This is a genomic window from Microbacterium ulmi (assembly GCF_011759705.1).
GTDB classification, from domain to species: domain Bacteria; phylum Actinomycetota; class Actinomycetes; order Actinomycetales; family Microbacteriaceae; genus Microbacterium; species Microbacterium ulmi.
The window spans coordinates 2,311,092-2,334,246 of sequence record NZ_JAAOZF010000001.1 but is presented as its reverse complement, the minus strand read 5'-3'; the positions used below and the strand labels follow the sequence as shown (position 1 = coordinate 2,334,246).

General features: G+C 72.0%; 19 protein-coding genes and 1 pseudogene. 11 read left to right on the top strand and 9 right to left on the bottom strand.

Going from position 1 to position 23,155, the window contains the following annotated elements; translation table 11 throughout:
- Positions 1–78: 78 nt before the first annotated feature.
- The 3 genes from FHS08_RS10930 to FHS08_RS10920 all read right to left on the bottom strand — a co-directional run bounded on the left by FHS08_RS10930 (position 79) and on the right by FHS08_RS10920 (position 2,704).
- A complete protein-coding gene (locus FHS08_RS10930) occupies positions 79–1,215 on the bottom strand; it encodes a 5-(carboxyamino)imidazole ribonucleotide synthase (protein ID WP_167038885.1) in 1,137 nt (378 codons plus the stop codon).
- Positions 1,216–1,287: 72 nt separating this feature from the next.
- The gene (locus tag FHS08_RS10925) at positions 1,288–1,845 is read right to left on the bottom strand and encodes a PH domain-containing protein (protein ID WP_167038882.1); all 558 of its coding nucleotides are present in this window, start codon (positions 1,843–1,845) and stop codon (positions 1,288–1,290) included.
- Between the two features lie 64 nt (positions 1,846–1,909).
- Entirely contained in the window at positions 1,910–2,704 is a 795-nt protein-coding gene (locus FHS08_RS10920; protein ID WP_167038880.1) for a biotin--[acetyl-CoA-carboxylase] ligase, read from the bottom strand.
- 123 nt (positions 2,705–2,827) lie between these two features.
- On the opposite strand from FHS08_RS10920, the gene FHS08_RS10915 reads away from it, so the two are divergent.
- Positions 2,828–4,426, top strand: coding sequence for a carboxyl transferase domain-containing protein (locus FHS08_RS10915; RefSeq protein ID WP_167038878.1), 1,599 nt, complete (start codon positions 2,828–2,830; stop codon positions 4,424–4,426).
- Positions 4,423–4,656, top strand: a complete 234-nt coding sequence (locus tag FHS08_RS10910; protein WP_167038876.1) for an acyl-CoA carboxylase subunit epsilon — start codon at positions 4,423–4,425, stop codon at positions 4,654–4,656. Before FHS08_RS10915 ends, FHS08_RS10910 begins: the two co-directional genes overlap by 4 nt.
- A gap of 318 nt (positions 4,657–4,974) precedes the next feature.
- On the opposite strand, the gene FHS08_RS10905 is transcribed toward FHS08_RS10910, so the two are convergent.
- The 4 genes from FHS08_RS10905 to FHS08_RS10890 are packed head-to-tail and all read right to left on the bottom strand — an operon-like array spanning position 4,975 to position 9,386.
- Positions 4,975–6,030 (bottom strand): hypothetical protein, encoded by a 1,056-nt coding sequence (locus FHS08_RS10905; protein WP_167038873.1) that lies wholly within the window; start codon positions 6,028–6,030, stop codon positions 4,975–4,977.
- Positions 6,027–7,283: a sensor histidine kinase gene (locus FHS08_RS10900; RefSeq protein WP_170283193.1), complete on the bottom strand. Its 1,257-nt coding sequence runs from the start codon at positions 7,281–7,283 to the stop codon at positions 6,027–6,029. Before FHS08_RS10900 ends, FHS08_RS10905 begins: the two co-directional genes overlap by 4 nt.
- Positions 7,284–7,292: 9 nt before the next feature.
- Positions 7,293–7,964 carry a response regulator gene (locus FHS08_RS10895; protein ID WP_167038871.1) on the bottom strand — a complete coding sequence of 224 codons (672 nt, stop codon included), beginning with the start codon at positions 7,962–7,964 and terminating at the stop codon, positions 7,293–7,295.
- 9 nt (positions 7,965–7,973) lie between these two features.
- On the bottom strand, positions 7,974–9,386 hold the full coding sequence (locus tag FHS08_RS10890) for a class I SAM-dependent RNA methyltransferase (RefSeq protein WP_167038869.1): 1,413 nt from the start codon (positions 9,384–9,386) through the stop codon (positions 7,974–7,976).
- A 24-nt stretch (positions 9,387–9,410) separates the two neighbouring features.
- Between FHS08_RS10890 and FHS08_RS10885 the strand changes: the two genes are divergently transcribed.
- A complete protein-coding gene (locus tag FHS08_RS10885) occupies positions 9,411–10,052 on the top strand; it encodes a Maf family protein (protein WP_167038867.1) in 642 nt (213 codons plus the stop codon).
- A 77-nt stretch (positions 10,053–10,129) separates the two neighbouring features.
- On the top strand, positions 10,130–11,896 hold the full coding sequence (locus FHS08_RS10880; protein WP_167038865.1) for an acetyl/propionyl/methylcrotonyl-CoA carboxylase subunit alpha: 1,767 nt from the start codon (positions 10,130–10,132) through the stop codon (positions 11,894–11,896).
- A gap of 283 nt (positions 11,897–12,179) precedes the next feature.
- Here FHS08_RS10880 and FHS08_RS10875 read toward each other — a convergent pair whose 3' ends face one another.
- Positions 12,180–13,631, bottom strand: a complete 1,452-nt coding sequence (locus FHS08_RS10875) for an NAD(P)H-quinone dehydrogenase (RefSeq protein WP_167038863.1) — start codon at positions 13,629–13,631, stop codon at positions 12,180–12,182.
- 92 nt (positions 13,632–13,723) lie between these two features.
- On the opposite strand from FHS08_RS10875, the gene FHS08_RS10870 reads away from it, so the two are divergent.
- The 3 genes from FHS08_RS10870 to FHS08_RS10860 all read left to right on the top strand — a co-directional run bounded on the left by FHS08_RS10870 (position 13,724) and on the right by FHS08_RS10860 (position 16,961).
- Entirely contained in the window at positions 13,724–14,557 is an 834-nt protein-coding gene (locus FHS08_RS10870) for a purine-nucleoside phosphorylase (protein ID WP_167038861.1), read from the top strand.
- On the top strand, positions 14,554–16,251 hold the full coding sequence (locus FHS08_RS10865) for a phosphohexomutase domain-containing protein (RefSeq protein ID WP_167038859.1): 1,698 nt from the start codon (positions 14,554–14,556) through the stop codon (positions 16,249–16,251). Before FHS08_RS10870 ends, FHS08_RS10865 begins: the two co-directional genes overlap by 4 nt.
- A gap of 125 nt (positions 16,252–16,376) precedes the next feature.
- Positions 16,377–16,961 (top strand): GNAT family N-acetyltransferase, encoded by a 585-nt coding sequence (locus FHS08_RS10860; protein ID WP_167038857.1) that lies wholly within the window; start codon positions 16,377–16,379, stop codon positions 16,959–16,961.
- A 126-nt stretch (positions 16,962–17,087) separates the two neighbouring features.
- Here FHS08_RS10860 and FHS08_RS10855 read toward each other — a convergent pair whose 3' ends face one another.
- Positions 17,088–19,010, bottom strand: a complete 1,923-nt coding sequence (locus FHS08_RS10855) for a PTS sugar transporter subunit IIA (RefSeq protein WP_167038855.1) — start codon at positions 19,008–19,010, stop codon at positions 17,088–17,090.
- Positions 19,011–19,087: 77 nt separating this feature from the next.
- Between FHS08_RS10855 and FHS08_RS10850 the strand changes: the two are divergent.
- From FHS08_RS10850 to FHS08_RS10835, 4 genes and pseudogenes are all read left to right on the top strand, one after another.
- Positions 19,088–19,366: pseudogene (locus FHS08_RS10850) on the top strand (hypothetical protein); the annotation flags it as partial.
- 231 nt (positions 19,367–19,597) lie between these two features.
- Positions 19,598–19,876, top strand: a complete 279-nt coding sequence (locus tag FHS08_RS10845; RefSeq protein WP_167039825.1) for an HPr family phosphocarrier protein — start codon at positions 19,598–19,600, stop codon at positions 19,874–19,876.
- 1 nt (position 19,877) lies between these two features.
- The gene (gene ptsP, locus FHS08_RS10840; RefSeq protein WP_167038853.1) at positions 19,878–21,551 is read left to right on the top strand and encodes a phosphoenolpyruvate--protein phosphotransferase; all 1,674 of its coding nucleotides are present in this window, start codon (positions 19,878–19,880) and stop codon (positions 21,549–21,551) included.
- A complete protein-coding gene (locus FHS08_RS10835) occupies positions 21,548–23,107 on the top strand; it encodes a PTS mannitol transporter subunit IIBC (RefSeq protein ID WP_167038852.1) in 1,560 nt (519 codons plus the stop codon). The genes ptsP and FHS08_RS10835 overlap by 4 nt, the downstream gene beginning before the upstream one ends.
- Positions 23,108–23,155: the final 48 nt, after the last annotated feature.

Sequence of the window (23,155 nt, the reverse complement as noted above, 5' to 3'; positions counted from 1 at the left end):
CCCGGACGCCCCGCGCCGGCATCCGGATGTCCTGGACACCCGACACCCGACACGTGACAGGCGAAAAGGGAGGGAGGATCAGTCTCCGAAGAAGGACGCGGCGGCGCGGGCCTCGTAGGCGACGTCGTCGAGGTCGTCTCCCGACACGTTGACGTGCCCGACCTTGCGCCCGGGGCGAGGAGCCTTGCCATACGTGTGCACCTTCGCGGACGGATGCTCCGTCATCGCCGCCGCGAAGCGGTCGTCGAGGGAGTCCTCCGCCGGCCCGCCGAGGATGTTGACCATGACAGACCACGGCGCGTGCGGCGACGGGTCGCCGAGCGGCAGGTCGAGGACGGCGCGCAGGTGCTGCTCGAACTGCCCAGTGACGGCGCCGTCCTGACTCCAGTGGCCGCTGTTGTGCGGGCGCATCGCGAGCTCGTTGACGAGGATGCGCTCGTCGGTCGTCTCGAAGAGCTCGACCGCCAGCATCCCGGTCACGTCGAGGCCCTGTGCGATCGTCACGCCGATCTGCGCGGCGAGCTCCATGCACCGCTCGCTCGCATGCGGCGCGGGGGCGATGACCTCTGCGCAGACCCCGCCGCGCTGCACCGTCTCGACGACGGGGTACGCGCGCATCTGACCCGACGGGCGACGGGCGACCTGCTGCGCGAGCTCGCGACTGAAGTCGACCAGCTCCTCCACGAGGAGTGCGCCGCCGCGGGCGTCCTCCGCGAGGGCCGCGAACCAGTCGTCGGCCTCTGTCGCGGCGCCCACGACCCGCACGCCCTTGCCGTCGTACCCGCCGCGCGGCGTCTTGACGACGGCGCGCCCGCCGTGCGCGTCGAGGAAGTCCTGCAGCCCGTCGGGGCTCGAGACCGCGGCCCAGTCGGGCTGCGGCATCCCGAGCTGCGCCAGCCGCGTGCGCATGACGATCTTGTCCTGCGCGTGCCGCAGCGCCTCGGGTCCCGGACGCACGGCGACGCCGGCGTCGACCAGGGCACTCAGGACATCCTGCGGCACGTGCTCGTGGTCGAAGGTCAGCACGTCGACGTCGCGGGCGAACGCGAGCACCGTGTCGGCGTCGCGATAGTCCCCCACAGCCGTCGCGGCGAGGGATGCCGCCATCCCGGGCTCCTCGGCCAGCACGCGCAGCTCGACGCCGAGCTCCACGGCCGGGGCGATCATCATGCGGGCCAGCTGCCCTCCGCCGACGACTCCGACACGCAGCGCCATGGGGCTCCCTTCGTCGTCTCCATCATCCCAAACCCGCAGCCCGGTCCGCGCGGGTGCGGCGGCGGCCCCGCGTCACGCGGACGGCAGCGGAGGCGGTGTGAAGGCCTGAGCGTCGCGATGCGCGAGGATCTGGCTGACTTCGACCTGGTCGACGAGGACCTCGTGCACGAGCGCGGCGCTCGGGATGTTCACGAGCCGGAGCGGCCCGTCGACGCCGTTGGAGAGCACGAGCGTTCCCGCGCCCCACAGTCGCTGCACCGGGCCGCGCCGGACCTGGATCGTGTAGCCCCGCACGTGCGCGAGCTCGCGCTGCTTCGCCGCGAGCATCCCCTTCCGCTCGATGACGCGTCGCGTGGTCACCGTGTAGGTGTGCGACCACCACGACAGGAACGGAAGGAGCACGAGGAAGAACACGATGAGGCAGGCCGCGGCGACGAGCATCCAGTCGTGGAACGGGGCGGGGAGATTGCCGAAGAAGAAGCCCACGGCGCCGGCGACAGCGATGAGCAGCAGCGCCGGCCACACGAGCCGGCGCGCATGGCTGCGGAACCGCGCGATGCGCAGCTCGGGCGTCGGGGCGCCCGGCGCGGGCGTCAGCGGCCGTCCGCCGTACGTCATCGGCTGGCTCATGCACCCATTGTGGAGCGCGCGGCCGGCAGATTCCTGCTCCCACCCGGCATTGCGTCGGAATGCGTCAGCGCACGTGGACCACGTCGCCGGCGGAGACGGCGGTCTCGGCGTCGCCCGTCACGACGACGAGCCGCCCGTCTGGATCGATGCGCTGCGCCCGGCCCGCGAGCTTCGCCCCGTCGGGAAGCGAGACGACGACGTCGCTGCCGACGGTCGTGCACAGCGCCTCCACCTCGCCGAGCACACCCGCGGCCGCGGCGTCGCCGTCGGTCGCCGCGAGGGCCGCGAGGTGCTCGCCGAGCGCGACCAGGTAGTCGGCGAGGAGCCGATCGTCGTCGGACTCGAGGCCGAGCGCCGCGAAGGATGTCGCGGTCGCGACGGGGAGATCGGCCTGCGGCATCCGCGTGTTCACGCCCGCACCGACGACCACGGCGTCTGGATGCCCCGGCACGACCTCCGCGAGGATCCCGCAGACCTTGAGGCCGTCGAGGAGCACGTCGTTGGGCCACTTGAGCCCCGGCGAGTGGCCCGTGCCGCGCACCTGCGACGCGACCGCGCGGGTCATCGCGGCCCCCGCGGCGAGCGGGATCCAGCCGCGCGCGTGCGGAGGGATCCCGGGGACGCGGACGAGGGTCGAGACGGCCAGCGCCGTCCCCGGAGGCGCGGTCCACGTGCGGTCGAGGCGGCCCCGTCCCGCGCGCTGATCCGCCGTGAGCAGCACGGAGAGGCTCGGCCAGTCCGCGGGTGCCGCGGCCGCTGCGGCCGCCAGATCGGCGTTCGTCGACCCCGTCGACTCGGTGACCTGGAGGCGCGGGCTGACGGCGGCGGCGCGAGGGTACCCTTCGGCGGGAATCGGCATGGTCTCACCCTACGCGGGGCGGGTTCCGGCATCCCGGCTCGTCGAGAGCGCACGGAAGTCGACAGCGGATGCCGCAAGCCCTTGTACGCACTCTCCAAGGCCAGGAAAGGGCCCGCCGCTAGGGTGGAGAACGTGACCGATGCGCCCGACCTCACGACGACCGCCGGCAAGATCGCGGACCTCCGCGCCCGCTACCAGGAAGCCGTCGTCGACGCGGAGGAGAGGGCGCGGGACAAGCAGCACGCGAAGGGCAAGCTCACGGCCCGCGAGCGCATCCAGCTGCTCGTCGACCCCGGGAGCTTCGTCGAGATCGACGAGTACGTCCGCCACCGCACGACGGCGTTCGGCATGGACCGCTCGCGCCCCTACGGAGACTCCGTCGTGACCGGCGTCGGCACGATCCACGGCCGCACGGTCGCCGTCTACGCGCAGGACTTCTCGACCTTCGGCGGGTCGCTCGGCGAAGTGGCGGGCGAGAAGATCATCAAGGTCATGGAGCTCGCGGAGCGCAGCGGCATCCCGATCGTCGGCATCCTCGACTCGGGCGGCGCGCGCATCCAGGAAGGTGTGGTCGCGCTCGGCAAGTACGGCGAGATCTTCCGTCTCAACACCCGCGCGTCCGGGGTGATCCCGCAGATCTCGATCATCATGGGTCCCGCCGCAGGCGGCGCCGTGTACTCCCCCGCCCTCACCGACTTCGTCATCATGGTCGACAAGACCAGCCAGATGTTCGTCACGGGCCCCGACGTCATCAAGACCGTGACGGGCGAGGACGTCGGCATGGAGGAGCTGGGCGGCGCGTACACGCACAACACCCGCTCCGGCGTCGCGCACTACCTCGCGGAGGACGAGGACGACGCGATCGACTACGTCCGCACGCTCCTGGGCTTCCTCCCCGACAACAACATGGCCGAGCTGCCCGCGTACGAGACCGAGTTCGAGTGGGAGACGACGGATGCCGATCGCACCCTGAACACCGTCATCCCCGACTCCCCCAACCAGCCGTACGACATCCACGGCGTCATCCGCGAGCTCGTCGACGCGGGCGACTTCATCGAGGTGCAGCCGCTGTTCGCGCCCAACATCGTCATCGGCTTCGGCCGCATCGAGGGGCGCACCGTCGGCGTCATCGCCAACCAGCCGTCGCAGATGGCCGGGACGCTCAACATCGAGGCCGGCGAGAAGGCGAGCCGCTTCGTGCGCTTCTGCGACGCGTTCTCGATCCCGATCCTGACCCTCGTCGACGTGCCCGGCTATCTGCCGGGCACGGATCAGGAGTGGACGGGCGTCATCCGCCGCGGCGCCAAGCTCCTCTACGCGTACGCCGAGGCGACCGTGCCGCTCGTGACGGTGATCCTGCGCAAGGCGTACGGCGGCGCGTACATCGTCATGGGCTCGAAGCAGCTCGGCGCCGACGTCAACCTCGCATGGCCGACCGCCGAGATCGCCGTCATGGGCGGTCAGGGCGCGGTCAACATCCTCTACCGCGGCGAGATCAAGAAGGCCGAGGAGAACGGCGAGGATGTCGCGGCCGTCCGCACGCGCCTCGCGAACGAGTACACCTACAACGTGGCCTCCCCGTTCCTCGCCGCCGAGCGCGGCGAGCTGGACGGCATCATCGAGCCTGCGCAGACCCGCGTCGCGGTCGCCAAGGCGCTGCGGTCGCTCCGCGGCAAGCGCGCCAGCCTGCCGCCGAAGAAGCACGGTAACATCCCGCTATGACGGGGGCGGAGATCGACGCGGGCGACCGCGTCACGGTGGAGGTGCTCCGCGGCAACCCGACGGATGAGGAACTCGCCGCGCTCGTCGCCGTCGTGAGCGAGGCGTATGCGCGCGAGGCGGCCGCCGCTCTCGCCGAGGACGAGCCGGTGAGGACGGCGTGGGCCGTGTCGACCAGGACGACGCGCGGGCCTCTGCGCCGCGAGGTCGGCTGGGGCCGCTTCGGCGGCTGAGCCGCTGCGGGGCGGGATGCCGGGTCCTCTGACGCCCTGGCGCGATGGCCGCCACGCCGGGTTTGTGCTCCCTGGCAACTTTGTCCCCCGAAATACCTACAGACGGAGGACTTGCACGGCTTCCATACTTGAACTGCTGGAACGCTCTCGCGTTCGGCTGACCTGCCCCGCACTGCGGGTCTCGGGTTCGGCCATGCGGACGGTTTTCGGGTAACCGTCCGCCAGGCGAGGGGCGGGCGGCTTCGCCGCCCCTCGCCTCTTCTTTTCCGCTCCCCGCCCCGGTACCCCTCCCCCACCGGGACGGGGAGCGTACTCACGTCAGGGCGCGGGCGGCTCCGGGTCTCGCGGGATCTCGCTCCACAGGTCCACGGCATCCTCGTCCGACATGCCGTCGCTCGCACCCGAGCGCCCCACGACCGTGACGGCGACCGTGTCGTGCGCCGCGGTGCGGATGAACAGCCGGTCGGAGCGCGACGTGCGGAGCGTGCCGGCGAGCTGAGCGCGGATCGCGGCGAGGGACGTCTCATCGAGCCCCTCGAGCCCGCCTTCGTCGAGCACCGTGACGGTCGCGCCGCGGCGCCGTGCGGCCGCGAGCTCCGTGCGGACGTCGTCGTCGAGCAGACGCGGGCCCCGCAGCTCGTCGCGGAGCGTGCCCTCCGCGACGCGGGCGCTCAGCCGCTCCTCGTCGTCGAGCTCGCCGCCCGTCGCGATCGTCCGCGCGAGCACGGGGCCTGCGACGGCGAGCGCGCGCTGCACCTGGACGCGACGCTCGCGCTGGCGACCGGACTGGGACGCCTGCCAGGCCGAGGCCGCCCGCTGGAGCTGGGCGAGCCTGCTCGTGTCGCGCGCCGCGCGGTTCATCGAGGCGACGAGCAGCTGCGCCGAGGCGACCCACACGATCGACCCCACGAGGCCGAGGGCGAGGGCCGCGCCAACCCCCATCCACAGGATCGACGCGACCGCGAGCGCGACCATCCCGCTCCACGCGACCCACGGCCGCCGCCGCACCATGACGATCGTCATGAGCACGCCGATGCCGCCCAGGTACCAGGTGGCGAACAGCTCCGTCCGCGACTGCGGGCCGACGGCGACCGAGATGGCGCTCGGCACGATCACGGCGCACGCGAGCGCCAGGACGGCCGCCCACACGGGCAGCACGGTCGGCTGCCGAGGCGCCGGATCGCGGTCGCCGGATCTGCGCGAGGGCCGCCGCTCCCAGAACAGGCACAGCCACGTCGTCACGAGATACAGCCCGAGCGCGAGGATGACCAGCAGCGGCCGCCCGACGGGGCTCGTCCACCACAGTCCGCGGGCGGCGAGGTAGGCGGTGAAGGCCAGTCCGAGCCCCACGAGCACGGTGCGGACGCTGATCACGGCTCCTCCTCCCGCCACTCGAGCCGGACCGTCGTGCCGACCTCGCCCGCGTCGATGCGCGCCGTGCCGCCGACGGCGGCGACGCGCGCGATGATGGAGCCCCGGATGCCGAGCCTGTCGTCGGGCACCTCTTCCAGCGCGAACCCTCCGCCCGTGTCCCGCACGTCGATGCGGACGGCCGCGGGGTGGGAGACCCCCCGCACCGCGACCGCGAGGCCGCGTCCGTCGGCGTGCTGCACGGCGTTGGCGATCGCCTGCGCCGCGGCGAGGGCGAGAGCGCGCCCGACTCTGCCGGGGATGGCCGCGCCCTCCGGATCGATCGTGCGCTCGGCGACGAGCCGGATGCCGAGCTCCCGCGACGACCGCTCGATCTCGTCGGCGACGGTCGCGGCATCCGTCGGCTCGTCGCTGCCCTCGCTCGCGTCCTGCTCCGTGTTCGCCAGTCGCGTGAGCGCTTCGCGCGCCATCCCGACGGCGAGCGACCGCTCGCGGGGCGTCTCTGCGCGCTCGGCCGCGATGAGAGCCGCGAGCACGCTGTCGTGCATGAGCGCCGCGACGGCGACGCGCTCCGCCTCTGCGGCGTCGGCGGCCGCGGCGGCGGCGTACGAGTCGACCGCGCGCGCCCGTGTGCGGTCGACGTTGGCGGCGACCGAGCGGAAGACCCAGCCCAGGCTCAGCAGCACCCCGCCGAGGATGAGGGCGAAAGAGACGTCGAGCGCGACCGCGATCCACAGGTCCTCCGGGCCGAAACCGCCCTGGATCAGGCGGACGAGTCCGAACAGGAGCGGGGCGACGATCGTCCACACGAGCTGCAGGGGCAGCGGGAACGCCAGCACGGCGGCGAGCGTCGCGATGTTGACGAGGTACCAGATCCAGGGTTCGTCGGTGGGCGCGGGCGTCGACCCCTGCGTCGCGAGCGGCCACACCGCGAGCGCCGCGATGTAGACGATCGCGAACGTCCCCGCCGTGAACCGGACGCCGCGCCCGACGAGGCAGGCGAGGATCATCGCGGCCAGCGGCGCGAACGTCGCGACGAGGAGGGGGAGGTGCCACGCGGGCAGCTCCTCGGACGGCCCGAGCGCCGTGACGAGCGCCTGTGCGCCGAGCACGAGCGATCCGAGGCCCGCCGCGACCGAGATGATGCGCTCGACGCGGATGCGCGTGAACGACCCCATCCCCGCCGTCGTCTCGTGCGTCTGCGGGATGTGTCCCCACGCCTCGTCGAGGATGCTCTGCGGCGTCTCAGCCGTCACCGCGCTCCATCATTCATCGCCGGATCCGGGGTCGGGCGCGGCCTGCGCGAGGATTCCGTCCTCCATCGCCCTGCGCAGGAGGTCGACCTTCGTGGGGGCCGGGCGCCCGACTTCGACGTACTTGACGCGCACGCGCGTGATGTTCTCCTTCGCGGTCGAATAGGCCACGCCGAGGCGCTCCGCGACCGCCTTGAGCGGGAGCCCGGCCGCGTAGAGCCGGAGGACGTCGCGCTCGCGAGCGGACAGCTGCGCGTCGGCGAACGCGCGGTCTCCCTCCACCGCGCTGGCCCATTCCACGTTGTTGAGCGGCTCGCCCCTCGCGACGGTGCGGATCGCCGCGATGACGTCGTCGATGCGCGATGCCTTGCTCACGACGCCGGCGGCTCCCGCAGCGAGCGCCTCGCGCACGGCCGCCGGCCGGTCGGCGACGCTGTGGATGATGACGCTCGACCCGTCCGAGACGAGGGCGCGGACGTTCTCCGTGACGGTCGTCCCGTCGCCGAGCGTCAGGTCGAGCACGACGACGTCGGCAGGACGCGCCTGGCTGAACGCGCGCCAGTCGAGGTAGGCCGTCACGGTGCTTCCCGAGAAGACGACCTGCTTCGTGCCGGCGCGCAGGCACGCGGCCTCGAGCCCGAGCCGCACGGACTCGTGGTCGTCGATGAGGGCGACGCGCGTCATGGGCCCAGGCTAGCGCGGCGACGCCGAGCGGATGAGCGTCGCGACGGCCTCCACGTGATGCGAGTTCGGGAAGAGGTCGAGCGCCTCGATGGCCGCGCTCTCGTACCCGGCGGCGCGGAAGGTCGCGAGGTCGCGCGCGAGGGCGACGGGGTCGCACGCGACGTAGACGACGGTCGCGGGGGCGAGCGAGGCGATCCCTTCGACGACCTCACGTCCGGCTCCCGATCGGGGCGGGTCGAGCAGCACGACGCCGCGCGACAGACGCTCGCGCTCAGACGGTGACGCCTCGGCCGCGAGCCGCGCGATCCATCGGTCCACGCGAGCGGTCTCGGCTCGTGCGCCGACCCACTCGGCGAGGTTCTCGCCCGCGTGCTCGGTGGCGCGCGGGTCGGACTCGACGCTCGTGACCCGGGTCGCCGCGCCGCCGAGATCGCCGAGCGCCGCGGCGAAGAGCCCCACGCCTCCGTAGAGGTCGAGATGCCACGCGTCGGGATCGATCCACAGCCCGCCGTCGCGCCGGATCGGGCCGTCGGGCCGCGAGCTCTGGATCGCGCTCTTGACGGTCTGCGTGAGCGAGCTCGCCGCGAGGCGGTGCACCTGCCAGAACCCGCCGGCGTCGACGCGGAAGTCGCGCCCGGCGACCCGCTCGACGACGACGTCGCGCGACGGGTCGCTCTTCCGCGTCGCCGCGGCGGGTCGTGCGGCACCTCCCCGGCGAGAGCTGCCCGTGCGCGCGCCGCGCCGCGAGTCCGGTCGCGGGATGACCCGCACGCGGCCGTCCGCGGGCTGCACGAGGTCCACCCGCCCGGGTGCGGCATGCGTCCCGTCGCCGCGTGCGAGGGAGAGCGCCGCCTGCTCGATCTCCCACGTCGCGAGGGGGTGGTCGTCGACCTCGACGACCCTGTGGCTGCGCGCCGCGTACGGGCCGACGCGGCCGTCCGCATCGACGTGCAGGCTCACTCGAGTCCGCCACCTGGTGCCGTCGTCCGTCTCCTCGTCAAGCACCTCCGCGAGCACGTCCGGCGCGTCGCCGAGGAGGGGCAGCGCGGCCGTGATCCCCACCGCCGCGTGCGTCATCCCGCCGATCCGCTGCAGCGCGTCGAGCACGACCCGCAGTTTGAGCCCACGCTGATGCGCGAGGTCGATGTGCCCGAAGTCGGCGCCGCCTGGGCGGTGCTCCGGCGCGACGTCCACGTCCGCCTGCGACCACACGTGGGGGCGGCGGTGAGGCGAGGCATCCAGGATCTCGAGCGTCTCGCCGCGCCAGAACGACGCCTTGCCGACATCCGTCAGCCGCACCCGCACCCGCTCGCCGGGGATCGCGTCGGGGACGAAGACGACGCGGCCCTCGTGCCGTCCGACGAACACGCCGCCGTGGGCGACTCCGGTCACGTCGAGGTCGATGAGGTCTCCGGGTTCCATACCCTCGACGCTAGCGTGGGGGTCATGCGCGTGTGCCTCGCCTCGACCTCTCCCGCCCGCCTCATGCTCCTGCGGCAGGCCGGCATCGAGCCCGAGACGGCCTCGCCCGACGTCGACGAGGACGCCGTCGTCGCGGCCGTCGAGACGTCGGAGCGTCGCAGGCTCGAGCCCGACGAGCACGTGCTGCTGCTCGCGCGCCGCAAGGCCGCCGAGGTGGCGGCGCGACTCGGGTCGCTCGGCTTCGACGGGATCGTGATCGGCGGCGACTCGATGTTCGAGCTCGACGGAGAGGTCCTCGGCAAGCCCCGCACCGCCGAGATCGCGACGGCCCGGTGGCGTGCGATGCGGGGACGCACGGGCGTTCTGCACTCGGGGCACAGCGTGTACCGGCTGACGCCCGGACTCGCCCCGAGGGAGGCGCATGCGGTGGCGCAGGCATCCGTGTCGTTCGCCGCGGATGTGACGGATGCCGAGATCGACGCGTACGTCGCCTCCGGCGAGCCCCTTCACGTCGCGGGGGCCTTCACGATCGACAGCCTGGGCGGGCCGTTCATCGAGCGAGTCGAGGGGGACCCGTCGACGGTGGTCGGGATGTCGCTCTCGACGCTGCGCCGTCTCACGGGCGAGCTCGGCATCGCGTGGACCGACCTCTGGAACGGCTCGTAGACTCCTCACACGATTCCGCTGGTTTCTTGTGGGGACCGCTCAAAAGGGGCCGCATGCCGCTGGGTAGGCTGACATCCATGCCCCAGATCGCCAAGGTGCTCATCGCGAACCGCGGCGAGATCGCCGTCCGTGTCATCCGCGCCGCGCGCGACTCCGGCAAGGCGTCCGTCGCCGTCTACGCCGACCAGGACCGCGACGCGATGCACGCGAAGCTCGCCGACGAGGCCTACGCCCTCAACGGCGACACGAGCGCAGACACGTACCTCTCGATCGAGAAGATCCTCTCCGTCGCCCGCCGCTCCGGCGCCGATGCCGTGCACCCCGGCTACGGCTTCCTCGCGGAGAACGCCGAGTTCGCGCGCGCCGTCATCGACGCGGGCCTCGTGTGGATCGGCCCGTCGCCCGAGGCGATCGAGGCCCTGGGCGACAAGGTCACGGCCCGCCACGTCGCCGAGAAGGTCGGCGCGCCGCTGGCCCCCGGAACCCCCGGGCCGGTCAGCGGAGCCGACGAGGTCGTCGCGTTCGCCGAGGTCCACGGCCTGCCCATCGCGATCAAGGCCGCGTACGGCGGCGGCGGGCGGGGACTGAAGGTCGCCCGCACGGCGGACGAGATCCCCGAGCTGTTCGAGTCGGCGACGCGCGAAGCCGTCACGGCCTTCGGGCGCGGAGAGTGCTTCGTCGAGAAGTACCTCGACAAGCCGCGTCACGTCGAGACGCAGTGTCTCGCGGATGCCGCGGGCAACGTCGTCGTCATCTCCACGCGCGACTGCTCGCTGCAGCGGCGCCACCAGAAGCTCGTCGAGGAGGCGCCCGCGCCGTTCCTGACGGACGAGCAGAACAAGGCCCTGTACGGCTCGTCGAAGGCGATCCTGCGCGAGGTCGGCTACGTGGGGGCGGGCACGTGCGAGTTCCTCATCGGCGCCGACGGCACGATCTCGTTCCTCGAGGTCAACACGCGCCTGCAGGTCGAGCACCCGGTCTCGGAGGAGGTCACGGGCATCGATCTCGTCCGCGAGCAGTTCCGCATCGCGGAGGGCGGGCTCATCGACTACGACGACCCGGCCCCCGAGGGGCACTCGATCGAGTTCCGCGTCAACGGCGAGGACCCGGGCCGCGGCTTCCTCCCGCAGCCGGGGCGCATCCAGCAGTTCAAGACGTTCGGCGGCCCCGGCATCCGTCTCGACTCGGGGGTTACGGCGAACGACACCGTGAGCGGCGCGTTCGACTCCCTTCTCGGCAAGATCATCGTGACCGGCCGCACCCGCGAAGAGGCCCTCGCCCGGTCGCGCCGCGCACTCGACGAGTTCGTCGTGTCGGGCATGCCCACGGTGCTGCCGTTCCATCGCAAGGTCGTGCGCGATCCCGCCTTCACGGCGGAGAACGGCCGGTTCGGCGTGTTCACGCGGTGGATCGAGACGGAGTTCGTCAACGACATCCCGCCGTGGGACGGCGAGGTCGGCGAAGCGGCGCCCGTCGAGACGCGGCATACCGTCGTGGTCGAGGTGTCGGGCAAGCGCCTCGAGGTGAGCCTTCCCGATCGGATCGTCGCGGCCCCGTCGAAGATCGGACGCCCCGCCGCCGTGCCGCCGTCGCGGCGCTCGCACGCGCCGACCGTCGTCGCGGGCGCCTCCGGCGACGCCGTCAAGGCGCCCATGCAGGCCACGATCGTCAAGGTCGCCGTCGAGGACGGCCAGCACGTCGTCAAGGGCGACCTCGTCGTCGTGCTCGAGGCCATGAAGATGGAGCAGCCGATCCAGGCGCACAAGGACGGCGTCATCGGCGCGATCGACGCGAACCCCGGCTCGACGGTTGCGGCGGGCCACCAGCTGCTCACGATCAGTTGACGCCGTCGGGCGCGGTACCCGACCCGCGCACTCGACAGCGCCCCATCCGCGCTGATGCGACCCGCGACTGCGGTCGTTTCATGCAACCGCGCCACATGAATGCGCAGCGGATGCACGGAACGACCGCGGACGTGTGACAGAACGACCGCGGAGGCACGCACGGGACGACCGCGGACGCATGACTGAACTACCGCAGACGTCCCATCCGCAGCACGGTCGAGGTCACGAAGCGGCCATGGCTATGGGGTTTCCACGGCCCGACGGGAGGGCGTGGAGGCCGGACTCAGGCGTCGGCGACGGCCGTCCGATCCACGATGTGCATCGCCCGCGCGGCGTCCGTGATGCTGCCCGTCAGCGAGGGGTACACGGCGAACACGCGCGAGAGCTGATCGACCGTGAGACGCCGCTCGACGGCGATCGCGATGGGATAGATGAGCTCGGACGCGCGCGGCGCGACGATGACGCCGCCGATGACGGTGCCCGAGCTCTGGTGCGCGATGAGCTTGACGAAGCCGTCCTTGACGCCCATCATCTTGGCTCGCGGGTTGGCCGCGAGCGGCAGCTTGTGCACGACGCCGTTGATCTCGCCCGCGACGACGTCGTGCTCCTGCCAGCCGACCGTCGCGATCTCGGGCGCCGTGAAGATGTTCGACGTGATGCGGCCCCGCTCCAGCGGGATCACGACGTCGCCGAGCGCGTGGAACACGGCCGTGCGGCCCTGCATGGACGCCACGGACGCGAGCGGCACGAAGGTCGTGCAGTCCCCCGCGGCGTAGATGTTCGGCACCGACGTGCGCGCGACGCGGTTGACCTGGATGTGTCCGGCATCCGTCATCTGGATGCCGGCCTCCTCCAGGCCGATCCCGCGCGTGTTCGGGATCGAGCCCACCGCCATGAGGCAATGGCTGCCTTCGACCGAGCGTCCGTCCGACAGCGTCACGACGACGCCGTCGCCGATGCGCTCGACCTTGGCGGCGCGCGACTTCGAGAGCACCGTCATGCCGCCGCGCTTGAAGACCTTCTCGAGGACCGCCGCAGCATCGGCATCCTCACCGGGGAGCACCTGGTCGCGGCTCGAGATGAGTGTGACCTTCGCGCCGAGGTTCATGTACGCGCCCGCGAACTCGGCGCCCGTGACACCGGACCCGACGACGATGAGGTGCTCGGGAAGCGCCTTCATGTCGTACAGCTGCGTCCACGTGAGGATCCGCTCGCCGTCGGGGCGGGCGCTCGGCAGCTCGCGCGGCGAGGCCCCCACCGACACGACGAGCGTGTCGGCCTCGACGCGATCGAAGTCGGTGCCATCGGGTCCCGTCGAGACGACGACGGCGTTCTCGCCCTCGAGCCTGCCGTGGCCCGAGATGATGCGCACGCCCATCTCGACGAGCGAGGCCCGCATGTCGTCGGACTGCTGACGGGCCAGCGAGAGGAGCCGCCTGTTGACGGCGGCCAGGTTGATCGCGATCTCGGGCGTGAGGGGCTTGCCGTCCTTGCCCTTCGCGAACAGCTGCACGCCGAGCTCGCTCGCCCCCGCGATCGCGACGGCGGCGTCGGCGGTCGCGATGAGCGACTTCGACGGCACGACGTCGGTGATGACGGCCGAGCCGCCCACGCCCGCGCGCTCGACGAGCGTCACCTCGGCTCCGAGTTGCGCGGCGGCGATCGCCGCTTCGTAACCGCCGGGGCCGCCGCCGAGGATGGCGACGCTCTGAGTGCGCTCGAAGCTCACGGACATGCCTCCATTCTCCCAGGCCGCGGGGGGCGGGAAGGACACGACCGCCATGACGCCGTCTGGCCTCGACTGCACCCCTTCCCTAAGGTGGGGGCATGTCAGACGCCATCGACAATCCGCTCGACGACCCCACGGCCGACCCGTTCGAGATCGCGGCCGAGGCCGCCGACGACATCGCGAGGCTCACGGGGGTCGACCGCCACGACATCGCTCTCACGCTCGGCAGCGGCTGGGGCAGGGCCGCCGAGATCATCGGCCAGACGACGGCGACGATCCCTGCGACCGAGGTCACGGGGTTCAGCAGCCCCGCGCTCGAGGGTCACGTCGGGTCGTTGCGCAGCATCCTGACCCCGAAGGGCAGGCGCGTGCTCGCCATCGGGGCGCGCACGCACTACTACGAGGGTCACGGCGTCCGGCGCGTCGTGCACAGCGTGCGGACGGCCGCGGCGGCCGGCGCGAAGGTCATGGTGCTGACCAACGGCGCAGGGGGCATCAAGACGACGTGGAAGCCGGGCCAGCCGGTGCTCATCAGCGACCACATCAACCTCACGGGAGACTCGCCGCTCGAGGGCGCGACGTTCATCGACCTCACCGACCTGTACTCGCTGCGGCTGCGCGACCTCGCGCGGACGATCGACCCGACGCTCGACGAGGGCGTCTACTGCCAGTTCCGCGGTCCGCAGTACGAGACGCCCGCCGAGGTGCGCATGGCCAAGACGATCGGGGGCCACATCGTGGGCATGTCGACGGCGCTCGAGGCGATCGCCGCACGACAGGCCGGCATGGAGATCCTCGGGTTCACGCTCGTGACCAACATGGCCGCAGGGATCCAGACGACGCCGCTCAGTCATCAAGAGGTGATCGACGCGGGGCGCGAGGCCGAGCCCGTCATCGCGTCGCTGCTGGCACGAGTGATCGGAGCGCTGTGAGCACCGCGATCGAGCTGGCGCACGCATGGCTCGCGCAGGATCCGGATGCCGAGACCCGCGCCGAGCTGCGCGAGCTCATCGAGCGCGCCGAGGCGGGCGACGCGGATGCCGCGGCCGACCTCGACGAACGGTTCGCCGGCCGGCTCGCGTTCGGCACGGCGGGCCTGCGCGGCGAGCTCGGTGCCGGCAGCACCCGCATGAACCGCGTGCTCGTCGCGCAGGCCGCTGCGGGGCTCGCGGCGTACGTGCTCGAGAGGGCGGGGACGGATGCCGCTGCCGACCCGCTGCACGCGCCCCTCGTCGTCGTGGGATACGACGGGCGCCGCAACTCCGACGTCTTCGCACGGGACTCGGCGGAGCTGTTCGCCGGCGCGGGTCTTCGTGCCGTGCTCATGCCGCGGCTGCTGCCGACGCCCGTGCTCGCCTTCGCCGTGAGGCACCTCGGGGCCGCCGCGGGAGTCATGGTGACGGCATCCCACAATCCGCCCAATGACAACGGGTACAAGGTGTACCTCGGTGGTGCGGACGACGGCTCGCAGATCGTGTCGCCGGCGGATGCCGAGATCGCGGCGCACATCCAGCGCATCGCAGACGCCGGAGACGTCGCGGCGCTCCCGCGCTTGCTCGGCTACGAGATCGCCCCCGAGTCGCTCATCGACGCGTACATCGACGAGACGGCCGCCATCGCCCCCGCGCCCGAGGGCGCGGCCGATCTGAAGTGGGTCTACACGGCGATGCACGGCGTCGGCTGGGAGACCCTCTCGCGCATCCTCGAGGTCGCGGGCTACCCTGCGCCGACGCTCGTGTCGGAGCAGATCGAGCCTGACGGCGCGTTCCCCACCGTCTCGTTCCCCAACCCCGAGGAGCCGGGGGCCATGGACCTCGCGTTCGCGGCAGCGCGCGACGCGGGCGCCGACCTCGTCATCGCGAACGACCCGGATGCCGATCGCCTCGCCGTCGCGATCCCCGACGACGCCGTCGAAGGCGGGTGGCGCAGGCTCACGGGGAACCAGACGGGGCTTCTCCTGGGGTGGCGCGCCGCGCGCCGGGCGACCGAGCGCGGGTTCGAGCCCGGCGGGTCGCTCGCATGCTCCCTCGTGTCGTCCCCGGCGCTCGAGGTCGTCGCACGGCACTATGGCCTCGACTTCCACGCGACCCTGACCGGCTTCAAGTGGATCTCGCGGGCGCCCGGGCTCGTCTTCGGGTTCGAGGAGGCGCTCGGATACCTCGTCAACCCCGAGACGGTGCGCGACAAGGACGGGGTCTCGGCAGCCGTCGCCATGCTCGGACTCGTCGCGGAGGCGCGCGGGCGGGGCGCGTCGGTCTCCGACCTCGTCGCGGAGTTCGAGAGCACGTTCGGGTTCTTCGCGAGCGATCAGATCTCGGTGCGCGTCGACGATCTCTCCGTCATCGGCAGGATCATGGGCGCGCTGCGGGCACGGCATCCCGAGCGCATCGGAGAGGTCGCGGTGTCGCAAGTCGACGACCTGCTCGAAGGAGCCGACGAGCTGCCGCCGGGCGATGTCCTGCGCTTCTGGCTCGACGACGGCTCGCGCGTCGTCGTCCGCCCGAGCGGCACCGAGCCGAAGCTCAAGGTCTACCTCGATGTCCGCGGCGACTCGGCAGACGACGCGGATGAGCGTCTCCGGGCCGCCGCCGAGGGCGTGCGGGCGCTCCTCGACGAGCTCGAGTGAGCGGCGTTCCGGGCGAACACGGGACGGGACGGTGCCGCACTCCGGGCGGGCGGGCGAGGACGGATGCCGCGCCGCCGGGCGGTCGCGCGACGGACGGATGCCGCGCCGGATCGTAGGCTCGTACGGTGCTGCTGACAGAACCCGTCGTCCTCGAGAACGCCCACGTCCTGCTCGAGCCCCTCTCGGTCGACCATGCCGCCGGCCTCGCCGCGGCGACCGCAGGCCTCGAGCACGCGTGGTACACCTCCGTGCCCACCCCCACGACGGTCGCGGCCGACATCGCCCAGCGCCTCGCGTGGCGCGATGCCGGCGCGATGAACCCGTGGGCGATCCGCGATCTCGAGACGGGCGGCGTCGTCGGCGAGACGACGTTCTGCAACATCGACCAGCCGAACCGGCACGTCGAGATCGGCCACACCTGGATCTCGGTCGAGGCGCAGCGCACCGCCGTGAACACGGCATCCAAGCTCCTTCTGCTGACGCATGCGTTCGAGGAGTGCGACGCGGTCGCCGTCGAGTTCCGCACGCACTGGCACAACCGCCAGTCGCGCGCCGCGATCGCACGGCTCGGCGCGAAGCAGGACGGCGTCCTGCGCAACCACCGCATCGGCCCCGACGGCTCGCTGCGCGACACCGTCGTGTTCTCGCTCCTCCCGCACGAGTGGCCTGCCGCCCGGCGCGGCCTCGAGGAGCGCCTCGCCCGCGGCTGACGGACGCCGCGACATCCGTCTCGCGCCGTCGTGCGGCGCCTCGATGTCTCACGAATCGCCGTATCCCCGCTGCCGACGCGGCAACATGCGACACTTTCGCGATTCGGCGCCACCCGAGGACGCGGCTCAGCCGTCGACGACGGCGACGAGCTCGTCGAGGAACGCCGCGAACCCCGTGCCGCGGCGGACGATCCGCTGCACGCTGTCGCGCTCGCTGAACACCTCGACGAACTGCTCGAACACCGTCTGGAACGCCTCGCGGTCGGCCTCGGAGAACGCCACGAGCGCGACGACCTGCACGCGCCCCTCGCCCCAGGGGATCGACGGCTCCGCGATCCCGATCGCGATCTCGGTCCGGGTCGCGGTCATGCCGAGCGCATGCGGCACGGCGAGGGCGTCCGTGAACGCCGTCGACGACAGCTGCTCGCGCTCGATCGCACGCTCGACGTAGTCGTCGTCGATGACGCCGCGCGCGACAAGGAGCGCGCCCAGACGCCGGATGACGGCATCCTCCGTCAGCCCGTCGAGGCCTCGCACGAACGCGTCCGGCGCGAAGTACCGCTCGAGCTCGGCGCGCAGCCGCGCGAGGCGCCGCGTCCGGCGGATCCGCGCGGCGGCCTGCTGGACCCGCTCGACGTCGGCATCCGTCAGGAACGGCTGGATCCGCACGATCCGGTCGCCCGCGACGGCGGGGTCGATCGTCGTGAGCACGAGATCCGAGTCGATCGAGCCCCAGTCGGGGTCGACGCGCGTCTCGACGCCGACGACCTCGATCGCCTGGCCGAGCGACCGGTCCACCGAAGAGCGCAGCAGTTCGTGCAGCTCGTAGTAGCCGGGGCAGACGATGGTCGCCGTCAGCAGCTGGTCGGCGCGGCGGCTGCGTTCGAGGCGTCCGCCGACGTGCATCGCGATGTAGGCGATCTCGTCGTCGAGGATCGGGATGCCGAGGCGCTCCTGCAGCCCGGACGCGATGAACACGGCGACCTCGAAGATCATCGGGTAGGTCGACTTGAGGGAGCGCGTCAGCGGGTTGCGCGACCACGCCTGCGCGCGCGCCCGCTGCACGAGGTTCTGCACGTGGAGGGCGAGGCGCAGGATGAAGTCCTCGTGCACGAGGTCGACGAGGAACTCGGATGCCGCAAGCCCCACGACCTCGCGCACGACGACCTCGATGTCGGGGTCGAGCCGCTCTCGCGCGGCCGCCGCGGGCGAGGCCCCCGGGGCGACGACGCGCGTCAGGACGAGCGTCGCGAGATGCTGCAGGTCGCCAGCGCCGAGCCGCACGCCGAGGTGCTCCGCCGTGAGCCGCGCGAGAATGCCGACGATCTCCGCCTGCGCGGGCTTCGTGTCGCCCACGGCGGCGCCGAGCCCCCGGTCGCGAGCGACGCGGTCGGCCGCGATCGCGATGTGCATGACGACGTCGGAGATGCCGTACTCGTTGACGTAGTAGCCCAGCGCTCCGAGCTCCCCCACGAGATCGGACTTGAACGGTCCGAACGCGCGGGCCCCGATCGAGCCCGTGCCGAGGGTGCGGCGAAGAGCGACGAGATCGAACGACCCCGCGTCCATCTCGTCGTGCGCGAGCCGGCTCAGCAGGCGCCGCTGCGCCATCTCGGTGCCGCGCAGCCGCGCACGTGACGAAGACCGCTCGAGGGTCAGCTCCGTGCCGCCGAGAAGACCGCGCACGCGCGCGAGATCGGCATCGAGGGTCGCCGAGCTCACGTGCAGGGCGTCGGCCGCCTCGAAGACGTCGATGCCGTCGGGCGAGTCGAGGAGCAGCCGCACGAGGGTGTGCAGCCGGTCGCGGGGGGTTCCGGCATCCGTCGCCGTCGCTGCACGCTGCGCGGACGCCGCCTCCGTGCCGGCGCGGTACCCGAGGGGGCCCGACTCGATCGCGACGCCCGCGGCGACGCGTGCGTTGACCGCAGTGACGTACGTGCGGATGCTGCGCGGCGTCACCCCGAGCACGTCGGCGAGAGTCGCTGCCGTGACCCAGTCGTTCTCGCGCACGAGGAGCGCGAGCACACGATCCTGGCGTGCCCTGGTCACGATCCTCCTCTGGTGCGCGCGCCGTCGCACGTATTTGACCAGTCAACCACGGCGACCGCCCGCCGGCGCCGAAGCGCATGCATCATTCCGCGGGGGCGGAAGCAGACCTGGTTGTCGCCTCTCAGCGTTTTCACAAGAATGGCGGTGAGGAGGCGGGGTCGATGAGGATTCTCGTGGTCTGCGGCGCAGGCGCGTCCAGCACGTTCGTCGCGCAGCGCGTGCGACGGGCGGCGCACGAGCGCGGCCTCGACTACTCCGCCTTCGCCGGCACCGAGCTGTCGCTGCCGATAGACCTCGATGCCGCCGACGTCGTCCTCGTGGGACCGCACCTCGCGCATGCGCTCGATCGCATCGAACGCGACGCGGCCTTCCGAGGGACGACGGTGGTGCTGCTGCCGTCCGACATCTTCCAGGATCTGGACGGCACGCGGACGCTCGCGCTCGTCCGCGACGCGGTCGGAGGCTCCGGGGGGAACCTTCCGGCCGCGGGCGGCACTGCACCGCTCGTCACCGCTCTAGACGAACACGCCGCAGGCGACGACGCTGGAGGCAGGCGACACGCAACGTCAGACAGAGAGGACCTCGACATGCCCCCCACGACACGCACGGTGCGCATCGGCTCATCCCACGGCCTGCACGCGCGCCCCGCGAAGCTCTTCGCGGCGGCTGCGAAGGATGCCGGCATCCCGATCACGATCGCGAAGGATGCCGGCAGCCCTGTGAACGCGGCGAGCATCCTCGGCGTCATCTCGCTCGGGATCGAGCAGGGCGACTACGTCACGCTCACGGCGGACGGCGACGGCGCAGAAGAGGTCCTGGACGTTCTCGCCGAGCTGCTGGCGACCGACCACGACGCGGAGGGCTGAGATGAGCGAGGTGCGTGGAGTCGGCATCGGCCTCGGGGTCGCGCAGGGACCCGTCGCACGGATGTCGGAGCCCCTGCCCGCCCCGAGCGACGCCCCGAGCAGCCTCGCCCCGGAGGACGAGACGGCGCGCGTGCGCGAGGCCGTCGGCGTCGTCGCGCGCGAGCTGGAGGCGCGGGGGGCGCAGGCGGGAGGAGCGGCACGCGACGTCCTCGAGGCGCAGGCCATGATGGCGGAGGACCCGACGCTCGAGGCCGAGGTCGAGTCCCGCGTCGCACAGGGCAGGACGGGCGAATGGGCCGTGTTCGACGCGTTCGCGTCGTTCCGCGACCAGCTCACCGCGATGGGCGGCTACCTCGGCGAGCGCGCCGCCGACCTCGACGACGTCGCGCAGCGGGTCATCGCACACCTGCGCGGCGTGCCCGCTCCAGGTGTGCCCGACCCAGGGCATCCCTTCGTCCTCGTCGCGAAGGACCTCGCCCCCGCCGACACGGCGCTGCTCGATCTCGACAAGGTCCTCGCGCTCGTGACGACGGAGGGCGGCCCGACCTCGCACACGGCGATCCTCGCGCGCGAGAAGTCGATCGTCGCGGTCGTGGGCGCAGCCGCGGCGAAGGAGCTCGTCGACGGCGAGACGGTGATCGTGGATGCCGCCGCCGGCGTCGTGACGACCCGGCCGACAGCCGAAGAGCTCGATCGCGCGTCGAACCGCGCGGCCGCGCGCGCGGCCGCGGCATCCGCTCCCCTGACGCCCGGCGCACTCGCCGACGGCACCCCCGTGCCCCTGCTCGCCAACCTCGGCAAGCCCGGCGGGGCGGCCGAGGCGGTCGAGCTCGGCGCGGAGGGCGTCGGCCTGTTCCGCACGGAGTTCCTCTTCCTGAGCGCACACCAGGCGCCGACGGTCGAGCAGCAGCGCGAGGCGTACACCGAGCTGCTCCAGACGTTCCCGGGCAAGAAGGTCGTCGTGCGGGCGCTCGATGCGGGCGCCGACAAGCCGCTCGCCTTCCTCAACGACGCGCACGAGGAGAACCCCGCCCTGGGGCTGCGGGGCCTGCGCGCGCTGCGCGCGAGCGAGGACATCCTCCGTGAGCAGCTGACGGCTCTCGCACAGGCGGATGCCGCGACCGACGCCGACCTGTGGGTCATGGCGCCTATGGTCTCGACCGTCGAGGAGACCGAGTACTTCACGGCGCTCGCGCGCGACTACGGCATCAAGACCGCCGGCGTCATGGTCGAGGTGCCGTCGTCGGCCCTCATGGCCGACCGCGTGCTCGCGATCGCGGACTTCGCCTCGATCGGCACGAACGACCTGACGCAGTACACGCTCGCCGCCGACCGCCTGCTCGGGTCGGTCGCGTCGTTCCAGGATCCGTGGCATCCCGCCGTTCTGCGGCTCATCCGCGAGGTCGGCGACGCGGGGCGCGTCAACGGCAAGCCCGTGGGCATCTGCGGCGAGGCCGCGGCCGACCCGCTGCTCGCCGTCGTGCTCGTGGGCCTCGGCGCGACGAGCCTGTCGATGGCGCCGACGGCGCTCGCCGACGTGCGGGCGTCCCTGCTGGAATACACGCTCGACGATGCACGAGTCATCGCCGAAGCCGCCCTCACCGCGGATGACGCGGCCGGGGCACGAGCGGCGGCGCGAGCCGCCGCGACCCGAGAAAAGGAGACCGCCTCATGACAACGGCGTCGACACCCACGCAGGGACGTGGCACACGAGTCGCGGTGCAGCGATTCGGCACGTTCCTCTCCGGCATGATCATGCCGAACATCCCCGCGCTCATCGCGTGGGGCATCATCACCGCGTTCTTCATCCCCGTGGGGTGGACCCCGAACGCGGATCTCGCGACGCTCGTCGGCCCGATGATCCATTACCTCCTGCCGATCCTCATCGCCTACACGGCGGGACACATGGTCTACGGGGTCCGGGGCGGGGTCGTCGGCGCGATCGCGGTCCTCGGTGCGATCGCCGGCTCCGATCTGCTGATCGCGCAGTTCAACGAGACGCAGCCCGCCGACAACCAGCTCGGCCAGATCCACATGTTCATCGGCGCGATGATCATGGGTCCGCTCGCGGCCTACACGATGAAGTGGCTCGACCGTCTCTGGGACGGCAGGATCAAGGCCGGCTTCGAGATGCTCGTCAACATGTTCTCGGCCGGCATCTGGGGCTTCGTGATGGTCGTCGTGGGGTTCTACCCCGTCGCATGGCTCGTCAACGGCATCATGACCGTGCTCGGCAACGCCGTGAAGTGGCTCGTCGAGACGAACCTGCTCCCGCTCACGAGCATCCTGATCGAGCCGGCGAAGGTGTTCTTCCTGAACAACGCGATCAACCACGGGGTGCTCACGCCCCTCGGGACGCAGCAGGCGGCGGAGGAGGGCAAGTCGATCCTGTTCCTCCTCGAGGCCAACCCCGGCCCCGGCGTCGGGCTGCTCCTCGCCTTCACGATCTTCGGCATCGGCGCAGCGCGAGCGTCGGCACCCGGCGCCGCCGTCATCCAGTTCCTCGGCGGCATCCACGAGGTGTACTTCCCGTACGCGCTCATGAAGCCGATCCTGATCCTCGCGCTCATCGCGGGCGGCATGACCGGTGTCACGACGAACATGCTCCTGGGCGGCGGGCTGGTCGCCCCGGCGGCTCCGGGCAGCATCTTCGCGGTGCTCTTCCAGACGGCGAGAGACAGCTACGTCGCCGTCATCCTGTCCGTCGTCCTGTCGGCCGCCGTCACCTTCGTCATCGCGTCGATCATCCTGCGGGCCTCGCGCAAGCGCGACCTCGCGGCGGAGGAGGCCGGTCTCGACACGTTCGAGTCCGCGGTGAGCCAGACGGAGGCCAACAAGGGGAAGTCGTCCGCCGCACTGGCGGGGCTCCGCTCTGAGTCGGTCGACGACGTCGCAGCCGCGGGGGTGGGAGCGGCATCCGTCCTCACCGGCAAGCAGGTGAACAACATCGTGTTCGCGTGCGACGCGGGCATGGGCTCGTCGGCGATGGGGGCCAGCGTCCTGCGCAACAAGATCAAGAAGGCGGGCATCGAAGGCGTGACGGTCGTCAACAAGGCGATCGCGAACCTGGATGCCACGGCCGACCTGATCATCACGCAGAACCAGCTGACGGACCGCGCGCGAGGACAGGCGCCGAACGCGATCCACGTGTCGGTCGACAACTTCATGAACTCGCCGAAGTACGACGAAGTGGTCGACCTGGTGCGCGAGCAGCATCACGGCGGCGCGTAGCCCCTCATACCGCTGCAGGGCCGGGCCGGCGAGATGCCCCCGGCCCTG